The organism is Nocardioides bigeumensis (assembly GCF_039531755.1).
Lineage (GTDB): Bacteria > Actinomycetota > Actinomycetes > Propionibacteriales > Nocardioidaceae > Nocardioides > Nocardioides bigeumensis.
The window spans coordinates 308,863-326,122 of record NZ_BAAAQQ010000013.1 but is presented as its reverse complement, the minus strand read 5'-3'; the positions used below and the strand labels follow the sequence as shown (position 1 = coordinate 326,122).

The window sequence follows — 17,260 nt, the reverse complement described above, 5'->3', positions numbered from 1 at the left end:
TCTCCCCGGATGTCACCATTCGTCCCGTGACCGGCGAGCGGGTGGTGGGCGACGGGCGCGAGGTCAACCTCGTGCTCGACTTCTGCCTCAAGATCGGCGAGATGCTGCTCTCCTCCGGCGCGGGTGCCGCGGACGTCAGCGTCACGATGCGGGCCCTGGCGCACCACTTCGGCCTGGCCCAGGCCGAGATCGACGTCACCTTCACGTCGCTGTCGATGAGCGTGCAGCCGGACCCGGAGGCCTCGATGGTCGTGGCGATCCGGCAGGTGAAGCTGCGCGAGATCGACTACGAGGACCTGACCCAGACCGACCACCTCGTACGGCACGTGCTCAACGGCGACCTGACGCTCACCGAGGCGCGCCGGTGGCTGGCGAGGATCATCTCGTCGGGCCACCACACGCCGCGCTGGGCGGTCACCGTCGGCTGGGGCGTGATGTGCGGCGGCGTCGCCCTGCAGCTCGGCGGTGACGTGACGGTGCTGGTCATCGCGTCCCTCGCCGCCATGGGCATCGACCGGCTGCAGCTGTTCCTCGCGAAGCGGCGGCTGCCGTTCTTCTACCAGCAGGTCGCCGGCGGCGGGTTCGCGATGCTCCTGACGGTCGCGGCCGTCGGGGTCGGCATCCCCGTCGACCCGTCGCTGGTCGTGACGGCCAACATCGTGATGCTCCTGGCGGGCATCGGCTTCATGGGCGCACTCCAGGACGCCCTCACGGGCTTCTACATCACCGCCAACGCGCGGCTGCTCGAGGCCGTGCTGGCCACCGCTGGCATCATCGCCGGCGTCAGCGCCGGGCTGAGCATCGGCGGCCTGCTCGGCGTCGACGTCGGACGGCTCGTCCCGGGCCGCTTCGGCATCGGCGACTTCGCAATCAGCGCGATCGGTGCCGCGATCGGTGCGTGCGCCTTCGCGTTCTCGTCGTACGCGCCCCGGCGGTCGCTGCTGCCCATCGCGCTGATCTCCGGCGCCGGCTACGTGATCTACCTCAGCATCCTGACCAACGACTTCGACCGGCCCTGGGCGGCGGGCGTCGCTGCGTTCGCCATCGGTGTGGTGAGCTATCCGGTCGCGTCCCGGCTGGGCGTCCCGCCCCTCGTCCTGGTGGTCACCGGGGTCGTCACCATGCTCCCCGGCCTGTCCATCTACCGCGGCCTGTCGCTCCTCGCCGACGGAGGCAGCGGCACGACCCCAGGTCTGCTGGCGATGTTCACCGCGGCATCCGTCGCGCTGGCGCTGTCGGCCGGCGTGATCCTGGGCGAGTACGTCGCCCAGCCGGTACGGCGCAACGCGCGACGGCTGGAGTACCGCCTCGCCGGCCCACGGCTGATCGGGCCGTCGCGGATCCGTGGGCGCCAGCGGAGTCGGCGATCAAGGGTGGACGAAGCCTGAAGGCGCGAGCTCCGGAAGTGGATCGTCCGGACCCATCGTTACCTTCGATCTCATGACCGGTGACAACAAGGAAATGCTCCGCGACCACGTCGTCAACGAACGGCTGCGAGAGGGGCTCGGCGACTGGCGCAAGCTCGCGCAGGCGCTCCACGCGCGCTACGCCACGAGGGACCTCGCGGAGGGAGCGCAGCTCGTGTCGGCCATCGCCACGGCCGAGACCGACATGGGCTCGCACCTGCGGTTCACCGTCGGTGAGCAGTACGTCGACCTCCGGCTGGTCAGCCACGACGCGATCTACCGCGACGGCGAGGGCAACGAGCACGTCGTGCAGTGGGTGACCGGTCGCGACCTCGAGCTGGCGGCGCACATCAGCAAGGTGGCCGCGGAGCTGCACGTGACCGCGGACCCGGCGTCGATCACCGCGATCGAGCTCGGCCTGGACACCGCGGACTCCGCGCGGATCGCGCCGATGTGGGCGGCGCTGCTCACCGGAAGCACCGACGCCGTCGGTCACGGCTCCATCGGCGACGACGTGCGCGACCAGACCGAGCGGATGCCGGTGCTGTGGTTCCAGGACACCGATGCGCACGAGACGCCGCGGCAGCGGTTCCACCTCGACGTGTGGGTCGCTCCGGACCAGGCCGAGGCGCGGCTCGCGGCGGCCGTGGCCGCGGGCGGGACCGTGGTCGACGACAGCAACGCCCCGGCGTACACGATCGTCGCCGACGCAGACGGCAACCGCGCCTGCGTCTGCACGACGCTGCGGTAGCCGAGCCTCAGCTGGTCAGGATCACCAGCTGCTGGGTGGCGCGTGTCATGGCGACGTAGCGGTCCACCGCGCCCTCGACGCCGTCGCCGAACGACTCGGGATCCACGAGCACCACCAGGTCGAACTCCAGGCCCTTGGCCAGCTCGGGGGTGAGTGACCGGACCCGCGGCTGCGGCTCGAAGCCCGGATGGCCGATCACGCACGCGACCCCCTCGTCGTTCTCCTTGAGCCAGGAGTCCACGATCGCCGGCAGCTCGGCCAGCCCCCAGTGCGCGACGGGGAGGCCGCTGCTGCGCACGGACACCGGCACGTTCGCGTCGGGCAGGACCTCGCGGATGACCGGCGCCGCCTCGGTCATGACCTCCTGCGGAGTGCGGTAGTTGATGGTCAAGGTCGCCTCCCGCACGTCGGTGACGCCGATCCTGGTGAGCCGCTCCTGCCACGACTCGGCGAAGCCGTGCCGGGCTTGCGCACGGTCCCCGACGATCGTCAGGCTTCGTGAGGGGCTGCGCCGCAGCAGCATCTGCCACTCGGCGTCGGTGAGCTCCTGCGCCTCGTCGACGACGACGTGGGCGAAGGGGCCGGCCAGCAGGTCGGGGTCGGCGGTCTCGACGGCGCTCTCGTCCACCAGCGCGCCCTGCAGGTCGTGCACCTTGAGCATCGACATCAGCTTCATCTCGGAGTCGTCGTGCTCGACCAGGTGGTCGACGACCTGAGCCATCTGCTCGCGATCGGCGGCCAGCGCCGCCTCGCGTCGACGGCGACGACGGGAGGTCTCCGGGTCGCCGAGCCGCTGCCGGGCCGCGTCTAGCAGCGGCAGGTCGGAGACGGTCCACGCGTGCGGGTCGCGCCGCTGCAGGGCGCGCACCTCGTCAGCGTCCAGCCAGGGAGCGCAACGGCGCAGGTATGCCGGCACCGACCACAGGTCGCCCACCACGTCCGTGTGCTCGAGGATCGGCCACGCGCCACCGAAGGCGTCGCGCAGCTCCGGGCTGCGCGCCAGCGACCGGCGCAGCTGGTCGTCGGGTGCGTCGACCTCCTCGTGCTTGTCGACCAGGATCGTCAGCAACGCCTCCCACACCTCGTCGCGTGCGACGTTGTGGGGGGTGCCGGGGTCGGGGGCGTCGAACGCCTCGGCCCAGTCGGCGGGACCGAGCCACACGTCGGCCCACTCGGACTCGACGACCATGCCCTCGGCCGGCGGTTCCTCGTAGAGACGCACAGCCGGCTCGATCGCCCCGACCATCTCGACGGTCGACTTGAGGCGGGCGACCTCGGGGTCGGTCTCGGGCACCGCCAGGGCGCCCTCCGGGACCATCTCGCGCAGGGTGCAGGTCTGCACGCCCTCCTCGCCGAGGCTGGGCAACACGTCGGAGACGTAGGCCAGGTAGGGCTGGTGCGGTCCGACGAACAGCACCCCGCCGCGCCGGTGGCCCAGCCGCGGGTCGGCGTACAGCTGGTACGCCGTCCGGTGCAGCGCCACCACTGTCTTGCCGGTGCCTGGGCCGCCGTCGACGACCAGCGCCCCTCGTGAGCTCGCCCGGATGATGGCGTCCTGGTCGGCCTGGATGGTCGAGAGCACGTCTCGCATCCGCTCGGACCGGCTCGAGCCGAGGCTGGCTATGAACGCGGACTGGTCGTCGAGGGCGGCGTGCCGCTGGCGACCGTCGAGCAGCTCGGGCGAGAACACCTCGTCCCAGTAGTCAATGATGCGGCCGCGGGACCAGCGGTAGCGACGCCGGCTCGTCAGTCCGTGCGGGTCGGCGTGCGTGGCAGCGAAGAACGGCTCTGCAGCCGGCGACCGCCAGTCGACCAGCAGCCGTCCGCCGGACGCGTCGGTGAGGCCGAGGCGGCCGATGTAGACGGGGTCGCCGCCGTCGGCGGGGACGATGCGGCCCAAGCAGAGGTCGAGGCTGAAGCGACGCAACGTGCGCAGCCGGGCGGTCAACCGGTGGATCTCCTGATCGCGCTCGAGTGCAGCGGTGCCGTGGCCGGCGGGTGCCTTGCGCTCGGTGTCGAGCCGGTCCTCGAGGTCGGTGATGGTCTGCTCGAGGCTCTCGGTCATCGCGGCGAAGTGGTGCGCGTCGACGTCGATCAGGGCGGGGTCGGCCTTGGCGGCCAGGTGGTCGGGCAGGTCGAAGGCGCGGGCGGTCAGCGAGGTCACGCAGGCATCAGCTCCACAGGGTCGGCGAGGTGGCAGACAGGTCGCGCAGGTTGTTCGCCCCGGGTGTCACGAAGCGGGCGAGGAGGCGCGGGACCGGTGATTCTGCGACACGACAGGGGTCTTGCCGCAAGCCCCCCAGTGGGCTATACGTTGAGAGTGGCGAGAGGTTCTCCTCTCGCCATCGTGCTGTCCGGGGTCGTTGGCGCGCGTGGCGGCGAGCTGGACAGGATTCCCAGGCGACAGACCCCACGAAGGACCGGTGCCGGGCTACGCCACGCGGCGGGCGCGGACGACGAAGTCGTGCAGGACGTGGGCGCCGGCTTCGCGCTGATGCTCCGCGGCCGTCTCGACCAGCCACTCCGGAGCGGCCAGCAGGGCGGTCACGTCGGACAGCGTGACGGTCGCCTCGACGGGCGGCCCGTCGTGAGGTTGGTGCGCGTGGCCGTGCCCGTGGCCGTGCTCGTGGTCGCCCCCGTGGTCGCCCCCGTGGTCGCCCCCGTGCAGGTGGCCGACGATCAGGAGCGTCCCTCCCGGGGCCAGCCACGTGGCCAGACGCTCGTAGAACGCGAGCTGCGGCATGGCCGGGTGGGCGTAGCTCGTGATCACCAGGTCGAAGAGCCGCTCCGGCCGCCACGTGCTCAGGTCGGCCGCCACCCAGGCGACACGATCGGCCAGGTCGGCGGCCTCGGCCTGCGCCACGGCGTACGCGAGGGCGGTGGGGGAGATGTCGGCCCCGGTGACCTGCCACCCCTGCGCGGCCAGCCACAGGGCCTCCGCGCCACGCCCGCAGCCGGCGTCGAGCGCTGACGTCGGGGTGAGCCCGGACGTCTCGCTCGCGAGGTAGGGGTGCGGCTCCGCCTGGAAGTGCTCCCCTTCCCGGGCGTCGCGCCAGTGGTCCTCCCAGAAGTCCGCGCCGAACTGCGTCGTCATGCCGCCAGGATGGCGTGGGGTCGCTCAAGGCGCAATTGAACTTGCTGAAACGGCAAAGCACTACCGCGCTGCTCGGGCTCGACGGGGGCGTCGGTACGCCCGCAGCGTCAAACGGTGTGAGGAGATCGCGCTCGCGTGACTAGGGTCGGGCGATGAGCTCTCGGCTGCACGCGCTCGTCATCGACGCCCTTGACCCAGGAGAGGTCGCCGCCTTCTGGGGTGGCCTGCTCGGTCAGCCCATCGACGACGATGCCGGCCGCCCGTCGGTCCTCCCGGACAACCCCGCCGGTTTCCGTCTCGCCTTCGAGCGGACCGACGCCCCGAGGTCCGCACCGAACCGGATTCATCTCCACCTCACCAGCGACGCCCCCGGGCAGCAGCAGGAGACCGTCGAGCGCGCGCTCGCGCTGGGGGGACGGCACCTCGACGTCGGCCAGCTGCCCGAGGAGGACCACGTCGTGCTCGCCGACCCCGAGGAGAACGCGCTCTGCGTGATCGAGGCGGGCAACAACTTCCTCGCCGGCACCGGCTTCCTCGGCGAGCTCGCCTGCGACGGAACCAGGGCGCTCGGACTCTTCTGGGCCGACGCGCTCGGCTGGCCGCTGGTGTGGGACGAGAACGAGGAGACGGCGATCCAGGCGCCGACCGGCGGGACCAAGGTCGCCTGGGGAGGCCCGCCACTGACGCCGCGAGTCGAGGCCGACCGGGTGCGGTTCGAGCTCGTCGCGGAGGCCGACCGGGCAGCGGAGGCAGCGCGACTGGAGGCGCTCGGAGCCACCATCCTCGATGAGGACGCCGACGGGACCAGGCTCGCCGATCCGGACGGCAATCCCTTCCGGCTGCGCTGAACTTCAGGGGCGGGCTCGCAATGGTCTACGTTCGCCTCTCGTGAGTGCTCAAGCTCCTTCAGCGGTGATCCTGGTCCGTGCCCAGCGGTTCAAGCCCAACCCGGCGACCGCCGCGGACAACGCCTTCCAGGCCGACGCGCCCGAGGGCCAGTCCGACGAGCAGACCGCTGGCAAGGCCCTGGCCGAGATGGACGCGTTGGCCGACGCGCTGCGGGCGGTGGGCGTACGCGTGCACGTCTTCTCCGATGAGGACCACACGCGCCCCGACAGCGTCTTCCCCAACAACTGGCTGTCCACGCACGCGGGCGGCTCGGTCGCCGTCTACCCGATGTACGCCTCCAACCGTCGCCACGAGCGCCGCTCCGACGTGCTGGAGATGCTCAAGTCGGAGTACCGCGTCCAGACGATCGTCGACTACTCCGGCCTCGAGCCCGACGGCATCTTCCTCGAGGGCACCGGAGCGATGGTCCTCGACCACCTGTCGCGGGTGGCGTACGCCGCGCGCAGCCACCGGGCCGACACCCACGTGCTCGAAAGGTTCTGCACCGACTTCGGCTACGAGCCGATGGCCTTCGATGCGGTCGACTCCGACGGCGTGCCGGTCTATCACACCAATGTGATCGGCTGCGTCGGCACCGAGGTCGCCCTGTTCGCCCTGGAGATGATCCCCGACGAGCACCGCCGCGAGCAGGTGCGCGAACGGCTGTCCGTCAACGGGCGCAAGGTCGTCGAGATCACCGAGGAGCAGGTGCGGCAGTTCGCGGGCAACGCTGTGGAGCTCTGCGGGCGCACTCCCGAGGGCCGGCGCCGCTACGTCATGGCGATGTCCGAGAGCGCGCGCCGCAGCCTGCGGCCCGACCAGGTGGCAGCCATCGAGGAGTCCTGCGAGATCGTCGCCGTCGACATCCCGACCATCGAGCTGGCTGGCGGGTCCGTGCGGTGCATGATCGCCGGCGTCCACCTCGACCGCCGGCCGCCCGGCGTCGAGCCCGAGCTCACCGAGGCCGTCGAGGCGATCGACGAGAACCCCGCGACGGCCGACGGCCGGGACGTCATCGAGGACGACGTGCTCGAGGACGCCTGACTCAGACCAGCAGTGGTTGCGGCTCCAGCTCGTCGTGGGTGCGCGCCCCGCTGCGCTCGGCACCGATGCCGGCCGCGACCACCAGACCGATGCCGGCGACGGCCACGAGGTTGGGGGTCTGTTCCAGGAAGGCGAAGCCGACTGCGAGGGCGAACGCCGGCTCCAGTGCCATCAGCGTCCCGAACGCGCCGGTCGTGAGCCTGCGCAGCGCCAGCAGCTCCAGCGAAAACGGCACGACCGGCAGCAGGATCGCGAGCCCGAGGCCGTAGAGCAGCAGCTCGGTCGTGACGTGGCCGATGACGCTGGGCCCGGCGACGACCGTGGCGACGAGGCCGGCGACCGGGAGCGAGATCGCGAGGCCCTGGAGACCGGCGACCGAGTCGCCGACCTTCTGCGTGAGGAGGATGTACGCCGCCCAGCAGACCGCGGCGGCGAGCGCGAACGCGACCCCGGCCGGGTCGGCGCTGCCCGTCCACGGCTGGGTGAGGCAGAGGACGCCCGCCGCGGCGGAGAGCGCCCAGGCGCGGGCGATGCCGCGCGTGCGGGCGACGGCCACACCGAGGGGACCGAGGAACTCGAGCGCGCTGGCGGTGCCCAATGGCAGCCGGGCGACGGCAGCCATGAAGAGCATGGTGACGCCCGCGGTCGCGACACCCAGTGCGATGCCGGCGCGCAGGCTCTCCCGGCTGAAGCGCGAGTAACGGGGCCGGACCAGCACGAGCAGCAGGACGCCGGCCCAGGCCAGTCGCAGCCAGGCCGCGCCTGCCGCGCCGAGCTCGTCGATCAGGCCGATGGAGGCGGCGAGACCGAGCTGGACGCACAGCATCGACGCCATCGCCATCGAGGCGCCGGTGCGGGTGGAGGAGCGGGACATGCGTCTAGTGAATCCGCTCGACACCGTTCGCGTCCACGTGACTTTGCTGGACATACTGTTCATCAGATCGCGACAATCATGGAGTGGATGTCCGTCGGTTGCGGTTGCTGTGGGAGCTTTCCCGGCTGGGCTCGATGCACGACGTCGCCGCCGAGCTCAGGACGACCACGTCGAGCGTCTCCCAAGGCATCGCGGCGCTCGCCCGTGAGGTCGGGACTCCGCTGGTGGAGCCGGACGGACGGAGGGTCCGGCTCACCCCCGCCGGGCACCGGCTGGCCGCGCACGCGGTGACGATCCTGGCGGCGGTGGACACGGCGCGAGCCGATCTCGACTCCCGGGCCGAGCCCGCGGGCGTCGTACGCGTCTCCGGGTTCGCCACCGCGATCCGGCGCTCCCTGCTGCCCGCCATGGACGAGCTCGCCCGCCTGCACCCCGGCGTCGAGGTCCGGGTCCACGAGTACGAGCCGCTCGAGGCCTTCGACCTCCTCGCTCGCGACGACATCGACCTGGCGCTCACCTACGACTACAACCTGGCGTCCGCGCCGTGGGCGCCCGAGCACGAGGTCACCCCGCTCTGGGAGATCGAGTGGGGGCTAGGGGTCCCTTCGCGCGACCGAGGGCGGGAGTTCGCCGACTACGCCGACCACGACTGGATCGTGAACTCACGGCACACCGCCGACGAGGAGGTCGTGCGCACGCTGGCGAGCCTCGCCGGGTTCGTCCCGAGGGTCGTGCACCGGATCGACTCGCTCGAGCTGCTGGAGGACCTCATCGTCGCCGGGCGCGGCGTGGGGCTGTTGCCGCGCCGGCGGCCGTCGCGACGCGACGTTCGCGTGCTCGCGTTGGCGGAGCCCACGCCCACGCTGCGCGCGTGTGCGGTGCTGCGCCGTGGGCGGTCGCAGTGGCCGCCGGTGCGCGCGCTGATGGACCTGCTCGTCGCGGGCTGAGCGGACTACGCTCGCGCCCATGAGCCACCGCGTGTTCAAGATCCCGGTCGCGTCCGTCTACCCGCACTACGTGACGAAGGTGGAGAAGAAGGGGCGGAGCAAGGCCGAGCTGCACGAGGTGATCGAGTGGCTGACCGGGTACGACGAGGCGGCGCTCGCCGAGCACCTCGACGCGGAGACGACCTTCGAGGACTTCTTCGCCGGCGCGCGCCTCAACCCGAAGGCGTCCGAGATCACCGGCTCTGTGTGTGGCGTCCGCGTCCAGGACATCGAGGACCCGCTCATGCAGAAGCTCCGCTACCTCGACAAGCTCGTGGACGAGCTCGCCAAGGGCAGGGCGATGGAGAAGGTCCTGCGCAGCTGAGGCAGCGTGCGCGGTGCGGTGTGGATCCGTTGCGCCAGGCGCACTCGATCTCCACGGCACGGAGTCACAGCCGGCGACGTGCCCGCCGGCGCCCGATCGGCCTAGAAGCACGGGCCCTGTCCGAGGCGACGCAGCCCCTCCCGGTCGCCCGGACCCAGGGTCGTGAGGCCGACGTTGTCCTCGTTCATCAGCTCGTGCCGGGAGTGGACGTGATCCAGTCCGAGCACGTGCCCGAACTCGTGCATCAGCACGGCCTCCGCCTCGGCGCGGTCGCCGCGCTGGGCCAGCTCGGCGTAGTAGTCGCGCGACAACGCGATGGTGCCGGCGACGAAGCGTCTGCTCCCGTCGGGGTTCGACATCGTGTAGCTCCCCCCGAGGCCGGCCGTGTCGTCGGTCATCGCCGCGATCGCTTCGCCGTCCTGCCAGGACACGGTGATCGGGTCGTCGGGGCGCACCGGCGCCGCCTCGAAGTTCCAGTTCGGAGCATGGCCGCCGTAGGAGCCGATCACGACGAGGTCGAGGCCGGTGGCCGACCGCATGGTCGCCACGGCCTCGCGCACCAGCGTCTCCGCGCCTGGCGGGCCACCTGTGGGGTAGACCGCGACCTGGATGGGACGGCACGAGGTGTAGGTGACCGGCTTGCCGTCGCCGTACGTCTCCATGAAGGCGAAGACCGGCTCGCCGGAGTCGTCCGCCCGAAGCTGGGGCACCAGGATCACCGCCACGACCAGGGCGACGAGCGCCAGGACGAGGAGCTTGGTGAAGCGGCGCTCCGTGACCGGGTCGGGGATCGGTGGCGTCGTGGGCTGACCCTGCCGGTGCCGCACGTCGCGCAGGATCCGGTCGAGCTCGACCTCGCTGATCCCCAGGTCGGCGGCGGAGGGCGGGTCCGGCTGGTTCATGGCCGGCAGATCGTAACCCCGATCCAACAGGCTCGCCTTGACGTCGCGGTGGTCCGCTAACCCACGCGGGCCCGCAGCGCCGGCACGGCGAGAGCGAGCAGGGCGAAGCCGATGCACGCGACGGCCGAGCCGAGCAGGACGACCGCCGGGCTGGTGCGGTCGAGCGCGAAAGCGCCGGCGGCGGCGCCGACGGGGAGCGCCGAGATCACGAGGGCGCGCTGGATCCCGAAGAGCTTGCCGTGGTGGCGGGCTGGGGTCAGGCGCTGCAGCGCGGTGGCCTCGACGGCCGAGTACGGCGTCCACAGCAGCCCGATCCCCAGGCAGGCCAGCACGGCGACCCCCAGGCTGTCGGTGAGTGCCAGCGGCACCATCGCGACGCCGTTGAGCGCGGCGATCACGGCGTTCACCGCGCCGGGACGGGGGAGCCGGCACAGGGGCGGTGCCAGAACCAGCCCGAGCAGCGCCCCGATGCCGACGACCGACCAGAGCAGGGAGTAGGTGTTCACGCCCGCGTCGAGGTGCTCGCGGACGACGAGCGGCAGGACCGGCTCGACGGGTCCGAAGGTGAAGTAGTAGGTCGTCGACAGGCCCAGCAGTGCCAGCGCGCCGGCGGGCACTCGCAGCCGGCGCCAGCGGCGCAGCTCGCGGCCGCCGAGCGGCGCGAGGTTCTCGTCGAGCACGCTGGCGCCGCCTGCTGCCCGGAGCGGAGCCACGGGGGTGGTCGTGGGCAGCCACAGCGTGATGAGCAGGACCCCGCCCATCAGCGCCGCAGGCACCAGGAAGGAAGGGCCTAGCCCGAAGAGGTGGAGTGTCGGACCGACCACGCCGGCCGACAGGACGAGCGGCAGCGCGTTGCCGATGGTGAGCAAGGTGTTGGCCCGCCCGAGGTCGTCGGCCGCGACCAGTCGGGGCAGGAACGTGCGCACCGCGGAGTAGGAGATCGGAGCGGTCGCGCCGGCCAGGCAGACCAGCACCACCGCGCCGGCGTACCCGAAGCCGCCGAGGACGCCGAGGAGCGTCAGCCCGAGCATCGTGAGCAGGCGGCTGGCGCCGTCGACGAGCATCATGCGGCGGGGTCCGTAGCGGTCGATCGCCAGCCCGCCGACGATGCCACCCACCAGGGCAGGGGCACGCGCGGCCATGATGATCCCCGCCGTCTGGAGGCCGGACCAGCTCTGCAGCTCGGCCGACCAGACGACCACCCACAGCACGAACCAGTCGGCGAGCGACGCGAACGTCCAGGCCAGGCAGAGCCACCGCACCGACCCGGACACCCGCCCAAACTATCTGCGAAGAATGTGTCCCGTGGGCCGTCTCGCGCGACAATCCTCCCATGACGGAGCGGGGCCCGCAGGGCACGAGCGGAGGCGGGCAGCATCGGGTGCAGTCCGTGGACCGCGCCGCCGCTCTGCTGCGCGCGATCGCAGCCGCTGACGGCGGCGAGGCCACCGCGGTCGAGCTCGCCAAGGCCACCGGCCTGAACCGCGCGACGGCCTGGCGGATCCTCCAGACGCTGGAGCTGCAGGGCCTGGCGGCCCACGACCCGAGGACCCGCAAGTACTCCATCGGCATGGGTGTCGTGGACCTCGCCCGCGCGGTCATCCCGGACACGCTGCTCGCCCGCGCCCAGCGCGTCGTGCGCGAGCTCAGCCTCCAGACCCGCGAGACCGTCGCCCTGGCCCTCCTCGACGAGACCGAGCTGCGCTACGTCGTCGAGAAGCAGCCGCCCGACTCGACCGAGCCGAGCTGGCTCGGCGAGGGACCGGGCCCCCTGCATGCGACCTCCAGCGGCAAGGTCGTGCTGGCCTACTCCGAGAACATCGACCTCGAGGCCGTGCCCCTCGACCAGCTCACCGACACGACGATCACGTCACGTGAGGCGTTGTACGACGAGCTCGCGCTGGTTCGGCTGCGCGGCTACGCCCTCTGCCGGGGCGAGCACACCTCCGACATCTGGGGCGTCTCGGTCCCGCTGATGGACCGGGACAAGCAGCTGATCGGCACCCTCAGCCTGTGGGGACCCGAGACCCGCGGCGAGCGCGAGCGCTTCGACGCGCTCGGGTCGCTGGCGCGTGAGGCTGCCAAGAACATCGTGGCGAGCTGACCCCAGAGCGCTCCGGCTACAGCCCCTCGCGCAGCTCCCGGACGACTGCGTCCACCACCGCGACCAGGTCGTCATCGTGCTGCTCGGCGACGGCTCGCTGACGCTGGTACGACGCCCCGCGCGCCGGGATGTCGGCGACGTCGGCGAGCTCGGCCGAGCAGCCGAGCCGTTCGGCCGTGGGCGCCAGGTGGTCGAGGAGGTCTGCGAGGTCGTCGGTGACCAGCCGCTCGTTGTTGTCGGCGTCCGTGATCACGATCGCGTCGAGGCCGTAGCGGGCGGCGCGCCACTTGTTCTCCTGCACGTGCCAGACCGGAAGGGTCGAGAGCGTCTCGCCGCCGGCGAGGCGGGTGTCGAGGTCGCAGACCAGACAGTGGATGAGCGCAGCCAGGGCCGCGATCTCAGCGACGGTCGAGACGCCGTCGCAGACGCGGTGCTCGAGGGTCCCGAGGTGGGGCGCGGGCCGGATGTCCCAACGCACGTCGGGCATCCCCTCGATCACGCCGGTCGTGGTCTGGTCGCCGAAGTAGCGCTCGAACTCCTCCCAGGTCGCGAACTGGAAGGGCAGCCCGGCCGTCGGCAGCTGCTGGAACATCAGGGCCCGGTTGGACGCGTAGCCCGTGTCGACCCCCGCCCACACCGGTGAGGAGGCGGACAGCGCCTGGAGGTGCGGGTACGTCGTCAGCAGGGCCGACAGCACCGGCATCACCCGCTCCTTCACCGGCATGCCCACGTGCACGTGCACGCCCCAGATCAGCATCTGCCGGCCCCACCACTGCGTCCGGTTGATCAGCTCTTCGTAGCGATGCCCGGCGGTGAGCTCCTGATGGGTCCAGTCCGCGAAGGGGTGCGTCCCGGCGCCGAACAGGTCCAGCCCCAGCCGGTCGCCGGCCTCGACGACCACGCGCAGCTCCTCGGTGAGCTCGCCGACCGCCTCTCCGACCGTGCCGCAGATGCCCGTGACGAGCTCGACGGTGTTGCGCAGCAGCTCCTTGTGCAGCTGCTCGGGACGCTTGAGGTGCGGCGCCGCCTCCTCGAAGAGCTCGGCCTGGGCGTTCACCAGATCTCGTGAAGTGCGGTCGACGAGGGCGAACTCCCACTCGATCCCGATGGTCGGCTCGGCCGACGCGTGGAAGTCCAGCCGCATGGGTCGACACTAGGGAGCGGTGACGCGGTCCAGCCACACCCGTGGGGCTACGCCGTCGAAGGGGGCGACCGACTGCTCGGCCCAGCGGCGTACGTCGGCACAGGCAGCCTGCGCGGCGGCGACCACGTCGTCGGGGTAGCCGAAGGCCACCTGGTGCTCGGCGAACTCGTCCTCGTCGTCGACGTGCACCAGGCCTCCGGTGCCGCGGACCACGTCGAGGTCGAGGTCGATGCAGCGCACCGAGGTGGCGTCGAGCTCGGCGGGCGTGGTCATGTCGGCGTACATCTCGACGGGGTCGCCGCCGAGGTTGGCCCACCCCTTCCGAGGGGGTCCGTCGGCGGCGTGGAAGGTCGCCACCCACCAGGCTCCGGGGCTGACGAGCGTGACCTGGGTGTTGGTGCTGCTGAACTCCATGCCGGGCCGGCGGAAGTGCGTGTCCGGGGGCAGACCGAGCCAGTGGCCGTGCTCGTCCTGGCCGAGGTACGTCGCCACGAACTCCCAGTGCGGGCGGCCACCCCACTTCGTGTTGACGAAGTCGATCTGCTGTCCGACCAAGGGGGCGCCGATCGCCGGCGTCACGATCGCTCGATCCGGTCGCCGAGGCCGCGATGCACACGGGCGACGACGTCCTGGTAGCGCGCGCCGGTGAGCCGCGCGAACTGGTGGATCAGGTGGGCGTCCATGCCCACCAGCACCCGCGGCTTGCCGCGCAGCACGCCGCGCCAGATGATCCGGGCGGCCTTCTCCGGTGGCATCGTGGCGAGCTTCTCGTCGAAGAGCCGCGCTGCCGCGTCGTGGTCGACCTTGGCCGACGTACGGGCGCTGCGGGCGATGGCGGTCTTGATGCCGCCGGGGTGCACGACGGTCACGCCCACTGGGTGGCCGGCGATCAGCAGCTCCTCACGCACCGCCTCGGTCATCCCGCGGACGGCGTACTTCGTCGCGTTGTAGGCGCTCTGCCCGGGCATCGAGAGCAGGCCGTAGAGGGACGACAGGGTGACGAGGTGACCGTCGCCCGACGCGATCAGGTGGGGGAGGAACTCCTTCGTGCCGTGCAGCACGCCCCAGAAGTTGACGCCGACGATCCAGTCGAGGTCGGCGTACTCCAGGTCCTCGAGATCGCCGTGCAGGGCCACGCCGGCGTTGTTGACCAGCACGTTGACCCGGCCGAAGTGGGCAGCCACGTCGGCGGCGTAGGCGAACATCGCCGCACGGTCCGCGACGTCGACCCGGTCGGCCCGCACTTCGCGCGTACCCGCGCAGGCCTGCGCCGTCCGGGCGAGCCCGGCCTCGTCGACGTCGGAGAGGGCCAGCAGCGCTCCGCGCGCCGCGGCCTCGACCGCCAGCGCGCGGCCGATGCCGGACGCCGCGCCCGTGATCACGACGACCTTCCCGTCCAGGCTCCGCATCCCTCCACCCTGGCACAGGCCGTCGGTGGTCGAGCAGCGATGTCTCGACTCGGCTCGACCACCGAAGAGCAGTCAGTCGAGACCACCCAAGGGTTGAGCATTGTCACGATGACAACTAACGTGACTGGGGATGGTCTACACGAGCGAGTACCCCGTCTTCGCGGTCACCGTCGACATCGCGATCTTCACCGTCGCCGACGACGAGCTGCGGGTCCTGCTGGTCAAGCGCGGCGGCGCGCCGTTCAAGGGACGGCTCGCCCTCCCGGGTGGCTTCGTCGGTGAGAGCGAGGACGTGGAGGCGGCAGCCAAGCGCGAGCTGCGCGAGGAGACGGGCGTGCGCAACGTCGTCCTCGAGCAGCTGCGCACGTACGGCGCCCCCGACCGCGACCCGCGGGGTCGGGTCGTCAGCGTGGCGCACCTGGCGGTGCTTCCCGAGCAGGCGACGGCCCAGCAGACGATCCGAGCGGGGAGCGACGCCGCCGAGGCGGACTGGTACGCCGTCGAGCCCCTGCTCACCGGACGCCGGCTCGCCTTCGACCACCGGCAGATCCTGCGCGACGCGGTGGAGCGGGTGCGGTCCAAGCTGGAGTACACGACGCTCGCCACCGCCTTCGTCGGGGCGGAGTTCACCCTCACCGAGCTGCGGCGGGTCTACGAGGTGGTGTGGGGGACCGAGTTCGACGCCGGCAACTTCCAGCGCAAGATGCGCGGCACCGAGAACTTCGTGGTCGAGACGGGCAACAGCCGCCCGTCGCCGGTCGGGCGCGGCCGCCCGGCAGCCTTGTTCCGGGCCCGCAACCCGGGCGTGCACCCGCTGTCGACGCCCATCACCCGCGCGTCCTCCTGACCTCGACGGGTCTGTTGCGGCGGCTCGCCGGTCAGAGGCGGACCGAGACCGTGGTGTCGCCAGGTCGGGAGGTGAGCGACACCGAGCCGCCGTGCGCTTGGGCGATCGCATCGACGAGCGCGAGACCGAGGCCGGCTCCGCCGCCGGCGCCGTGCAGTCGCGTCCGTGAGTTGTCGGCGCGCGCGAAGCGCTCGAAGGCGACGGACACCAGCTCGGCCGGGAAGCCGGGGCCGTCGTCGTGGACGGTCAGCAGTCCTGGGCGGGCGCTGACGGTGACCGTGGTGCCGGCGGGGGTGTGCTTGCGGGCGTTGGTCAGCAGGTTGGTCACCAGCTGGTGCAGCCGCTGCTCGTCGCCGAGGACCTCGAGGGCCCCGTGGTTCGCGTCGGGCAGGTCGAGCCGCCAGACGTGGTCGGGCGCCACGACGCGGGCATCGGAGACGGCCTCCAGCAGGAGGTGCGTCAGGTCGACGGGCCGGCGCTCGAGGGGACGGCCGGAGTCGAGGCGCGCGAGCAGCAGCAGGTCCTCGACGAGCGAGGTCATCCGGCCGGACTCGGACTCGACCTTGTCCAACGCGGTGAGCACGGCGGCGACGTCCTCGGGGCGGCGGCGGGCGAGCTCGGCGTACCCCTTGATCGTCGTCAGCGGCGTGCGCAGCTCGTGCGACGCGTCGGCGACGAACTGGCGCACCTGCTGCTCGGACCGGTGCCGGACGGCGAGCGAGGTCTCGACGTGCGCGAGCAGCGTGTTGAGCGACGACCCGACCTGACCGACCTCGGTGTCCTCGCGGGTGAGGTGGTCCGGCACCCGTTCGGGGATCGTGATCTCGCCGGTCGACAGCGGCATCTGAGCCACGCGCTCGGCGGTCGCGGCGACCTCGCGCAGCGGCGCGAGCTGGCGGCGTACGACGACGAGCCCGACCACTCCCGCGGCGGTGACACCCACCAAGGTGAGCACCAGCTCCCAGCCGAGCAGGCTGGCGATCGTGGCGTTGACCTCGCGCGCCGGCAGGCCGACGACGACGATGCCCTGCCCAGGGACTCCGTTGACCCGGACGGAGACGTCGTTGGCCACGACGCGGTACTCGCCGTGGCCGCGCAGGCGGATGTCGTGGGGTCGACCGTCGGTCGACACGGCGGCCAGGCGGTCGAGCTCGTCCTGGTCCAGGGAGATCTCTGTCAGGCCCGGCCGCCCGGCACCCGCCCCGGCACCGACGATCGACCCGTCGGCCTCGCCGGTGTCGGCGATGACGGCATAGAGGCTGCCTTCCCCGGAGAACCGGCCGATGTTGGGGCCCAACGGCCCACCCCCTGTCCCCAACCGGGACGCCGCGCTCAGCACCTGCTCGTCGAGCCGGTTGTCGAGGTAGCGGTGCATCGCCAGGGTGGTCGCGGCGGCGATGAGCAGGCAGACGACCGCGACCAGCGCCACGGCGGTGAGCACCAGCCGGGAGGTGAGGGAGGCGAAGCGCCTCCGGAGCGGGACCAC

At 71.9% G+C, this 17,260-nt stretch carries 17 protein-coding genes; 8 read left to right on the top strand and 9 right to left on the bottom strand.

The features are described from left to right. Positions 1 to 26: 26 nt before the first annotated feature. Together ABD295_RS15850 and ABD295_RS15845 are read left to right on the top strand one after the other, a co-directional pair. A complete protein-coding gene (locus ABD295_RS15850; protein ID WP_344304762.1) occupies positions 27 to 1,388 on the top strand; it encodes a threonine/serine exporter family protein in 1,362 nt (453 codons plus the stop codon). Positions 1,389 to 1,440: 52 nt separating this feature from the next. Continuing rightward, on the top strand, positions 1,441 to 2,157 hold the full coding sequence (locus ABD295_RS15845; protein WP_344304761.1) for a VOC family protein: 717 nt from the start codon (positions 1,441 to 1,443) through the stop codon (positions 2,155 to 2,157). A 7-nt stretch (positions 2,158 to 2,164) separates the two neighbouring features. On the opposite strand, the gene helR is transcribed toward ABD295_RS15845, so the two are convergent. Both helR and ABD295_RS15835 read right to left on the bottom strand, forming a co-directional pair. Next, positions 2,165 to 4,321 carry an RNA polymerase recycling motor ATPase HelR gene (gene helR, locus ABD295_RS15840; RefSeq protein ID WP_344304760.1) on the bottom strand — a complete coding sequence of 719 codons (2,157 nt, stop codon included), beginning with the start codon at positions 4,319 to 4,321 and terminating at the stop codon, positions 2,165 to 2,167. A 267-nt stretch (positions 4,322 to 4,588) separates the two neighbouring features. Next, positions 4,589 to 5,251, bottom strand: a complete 663-nt coding sequence (locus ABD295_RS15835; RefSeq protein WP_344304759.1) for a class I SAM-dependent methyltransferase — start codon at positions 5,249 to 5,251, stop codon at positions 4,589 to 4,591. 152 nt (positions 5,252 to 5,403) lie between these two features. Between ABD295_RS15835 and ABD295_RS15830 the strand changes: the two genes are divergently transcribed. Both ABD295_RS15830 and ctlX read left to right on the top strand, forming a co-directional pair. Continuing rightward, a complete protein-coding gene (locus tag ABD295_RS15830; RefSeq protein ID WP_344304758.1) occupies positions 5,404 to 6,099 on the top strand; it encodes a VOC family protein in 696 nt (231 codons plus the stop codon). A 40-nt stretch (positions 6,100 to 6,139) separates the two neighbouring features. After that, complete coding sequence (ctlX, locus tag ABD295_RS15825; protein WP_344304757.1) at positions 6,140 to 7,183, top strand: citrulline utilization hydrolase CtlX; 1,044 nt, start codon at positions 6,140 to 6,142, stop codon at positions 7,181 to 7,183. 1 nt (position 7,184) lies between these two features. On the opposite strand, the gene ABD295_RS15820 is transcribed toward ctlX, so the two are convergent. Beyond that, complete coding sequence (locus ABD295_RS15820; RefSeq protein WP_344304756.1) at positions 7,185 to 8,057, bottom strand: EamA family transporter; 873 nt, start codon at positions 8,055 to 8,057, stop codon at positions 7,185 to 7,187. Positions 8,058 to 8,140: 83 nt separating this feature from the next. On the opposite strand from ABD295_RS15820, the gene ABD295_RS15815 reads away from it, so the two are divergent. Beyond that, on the top strand, positions 8,141 to 9,004 hold the full coding sequence (locus tag ABD295_RS15815) for a LysR family transcriptional regulator (RefSeq protein WP_344304755.1): 864 nt from the start codon (positions 8,141 to 8,143) through the stop codon (positions 9,002 to 9,004). Positions 9,005 to 9,023: 19 nt separating this feature from the next. After that, positions 9,024 to 9,368: a DUF2200 domain-containing protein gene (locus ABD295_RS15810; RefSeq protein ID WP_344304754.1), complete on the top strand. Its 345-nt coding sequence runs from the start codon at positions 9,024 to 9,026 to the stop codon at positions 9,366 to 9,368. 101 nt (positions 9,369 to 9,469) lie between these two features. Here ABD295_RS15810 and ABD295_RS15805 read toward each other — a convergent pair whose 3' ends face one another. Together ABD295_RS15805 and ABD295_RS15800 are read right to left on the bottom strand one after the other, a co-directional pair. Further along, a complete protein-coding gene (locus tag ABD295_RS15805; RefSeq protein WP_344304753.1) occupies positions 9,470 to 10,270 on the bottom strand; it encodes a matrixin family metalloprotease in 801 nt (266 codons plus the stop codon). 56 nt (positions 10,271 to 10,326) lie between these two features. Further along, the gene (locus ABD295_RS15800; RefSeq protein WP_344304752.1) at positions 10,327 to 11,544 is read right to left on the bottom strand and encodes an MFS transporter; all 1,218 of its coding nucleotides are present in this window, start codon (positions 11,542 to 11,544) and stop codon (positions 10,327 to 10,329) included. A 59-nt stretch (positions 11,545 to 11,603) separates the two neighbouring features. Here ABD295_RS15800 and ABD295_RS15795 point away from each other — a divergent pair, with 59 nt between their 5' ends. Next, positions 11,604 to 12,374: an IclR family transcriptional regulator gene (locus ABD295_RS15795; protein ID WP_344304751.1), complete on the top strand. Its 771-nt coding sequence runs from the start codon at positions 11,604 to 11,606 to the stop codon at positions 12,372 to 12,374. A 16-nt stretch (positions 12,375 to 12,390) separates the two neighbouring features. On the opposite strand, the gene ABD295_RS15790 is transcribed toward ABD295_RS15795, so the two are convergent. From ABD295_RS15790 to ABD295_RS15780, 3 genes are read right to left on the bottom strand one after another with little or no spacing between them, the layout of a single operon-like run. Further along, a complete protein-coding gene (locus tag ABD295_RS15790) occupies positions 12,391 to 13,518 on the bottom strand; it encodes a glutamate--cysteine ligase (RefSeq protein ID WP_344304750.1) in 1,128 nt (375 codons plus the stop codon). Positions 13,519 to 13,527: 9 nt separating this feature from the next. After that, on the bottom strand, positions 13,528 to 14,097 hold the full coding sequence (locus ABD295_RS15785; protein WP_344304749.1) for a DUF402 domain-containing protein: 570 nt from the start codon (positions 14,095 to 14,097) through the stop codon (positions 13,528 to 13,530). Next, complete coding sequence (locus tag ABD295_RS15780; RefSeq protein WP_344304748.1) at positions 14,094 to 14,927, bottom strand: SDR family NAD(P)-dependent oxidoreductase; 834 nt, start codon at positions 14,925 to 14,927, stop codon at positions 14,094 to 14,096. The genes ABD295_RS15785 and ABD295_RS15780 overlap by 4 nt, the downstream gene beginning before the upstream one ends. Before the next feature lie 130 nt (positions 14,928 to 15,057). On the opposite strand from ABD295_RS15780, the gene ABD295_RS15775 reads away from it, so the two are divergent. Beyond that, positions 15,058 to 15,774 (top strand): NUDIX hydrolase, encoded by a 717-nt coding sequence (locus ABD295_RS15775; protein WP_344304747.1) that lies wholly within the window; start codon positions 15,058 to 15,060, stop codon positions 15,772 to 15,774. Positions 15,775 to 15,805: 31 nt separating this feature from the next. On the opposite strand, the gene ABD295_RS15770 is transcribed toward ABD295_RS15775, so the two are convergent. Beyond that, on the bottom strand, positions 15,806 to 17,260 hold the full coding sequence (locus ABD295_RS15770) for a sensor histidine kinase (RefSeq protein ID WP_344304745.1): 1,455 nt from the start codon (positions 17,258 to 17,260) through the stop codon (positions 15,806 to 15,808).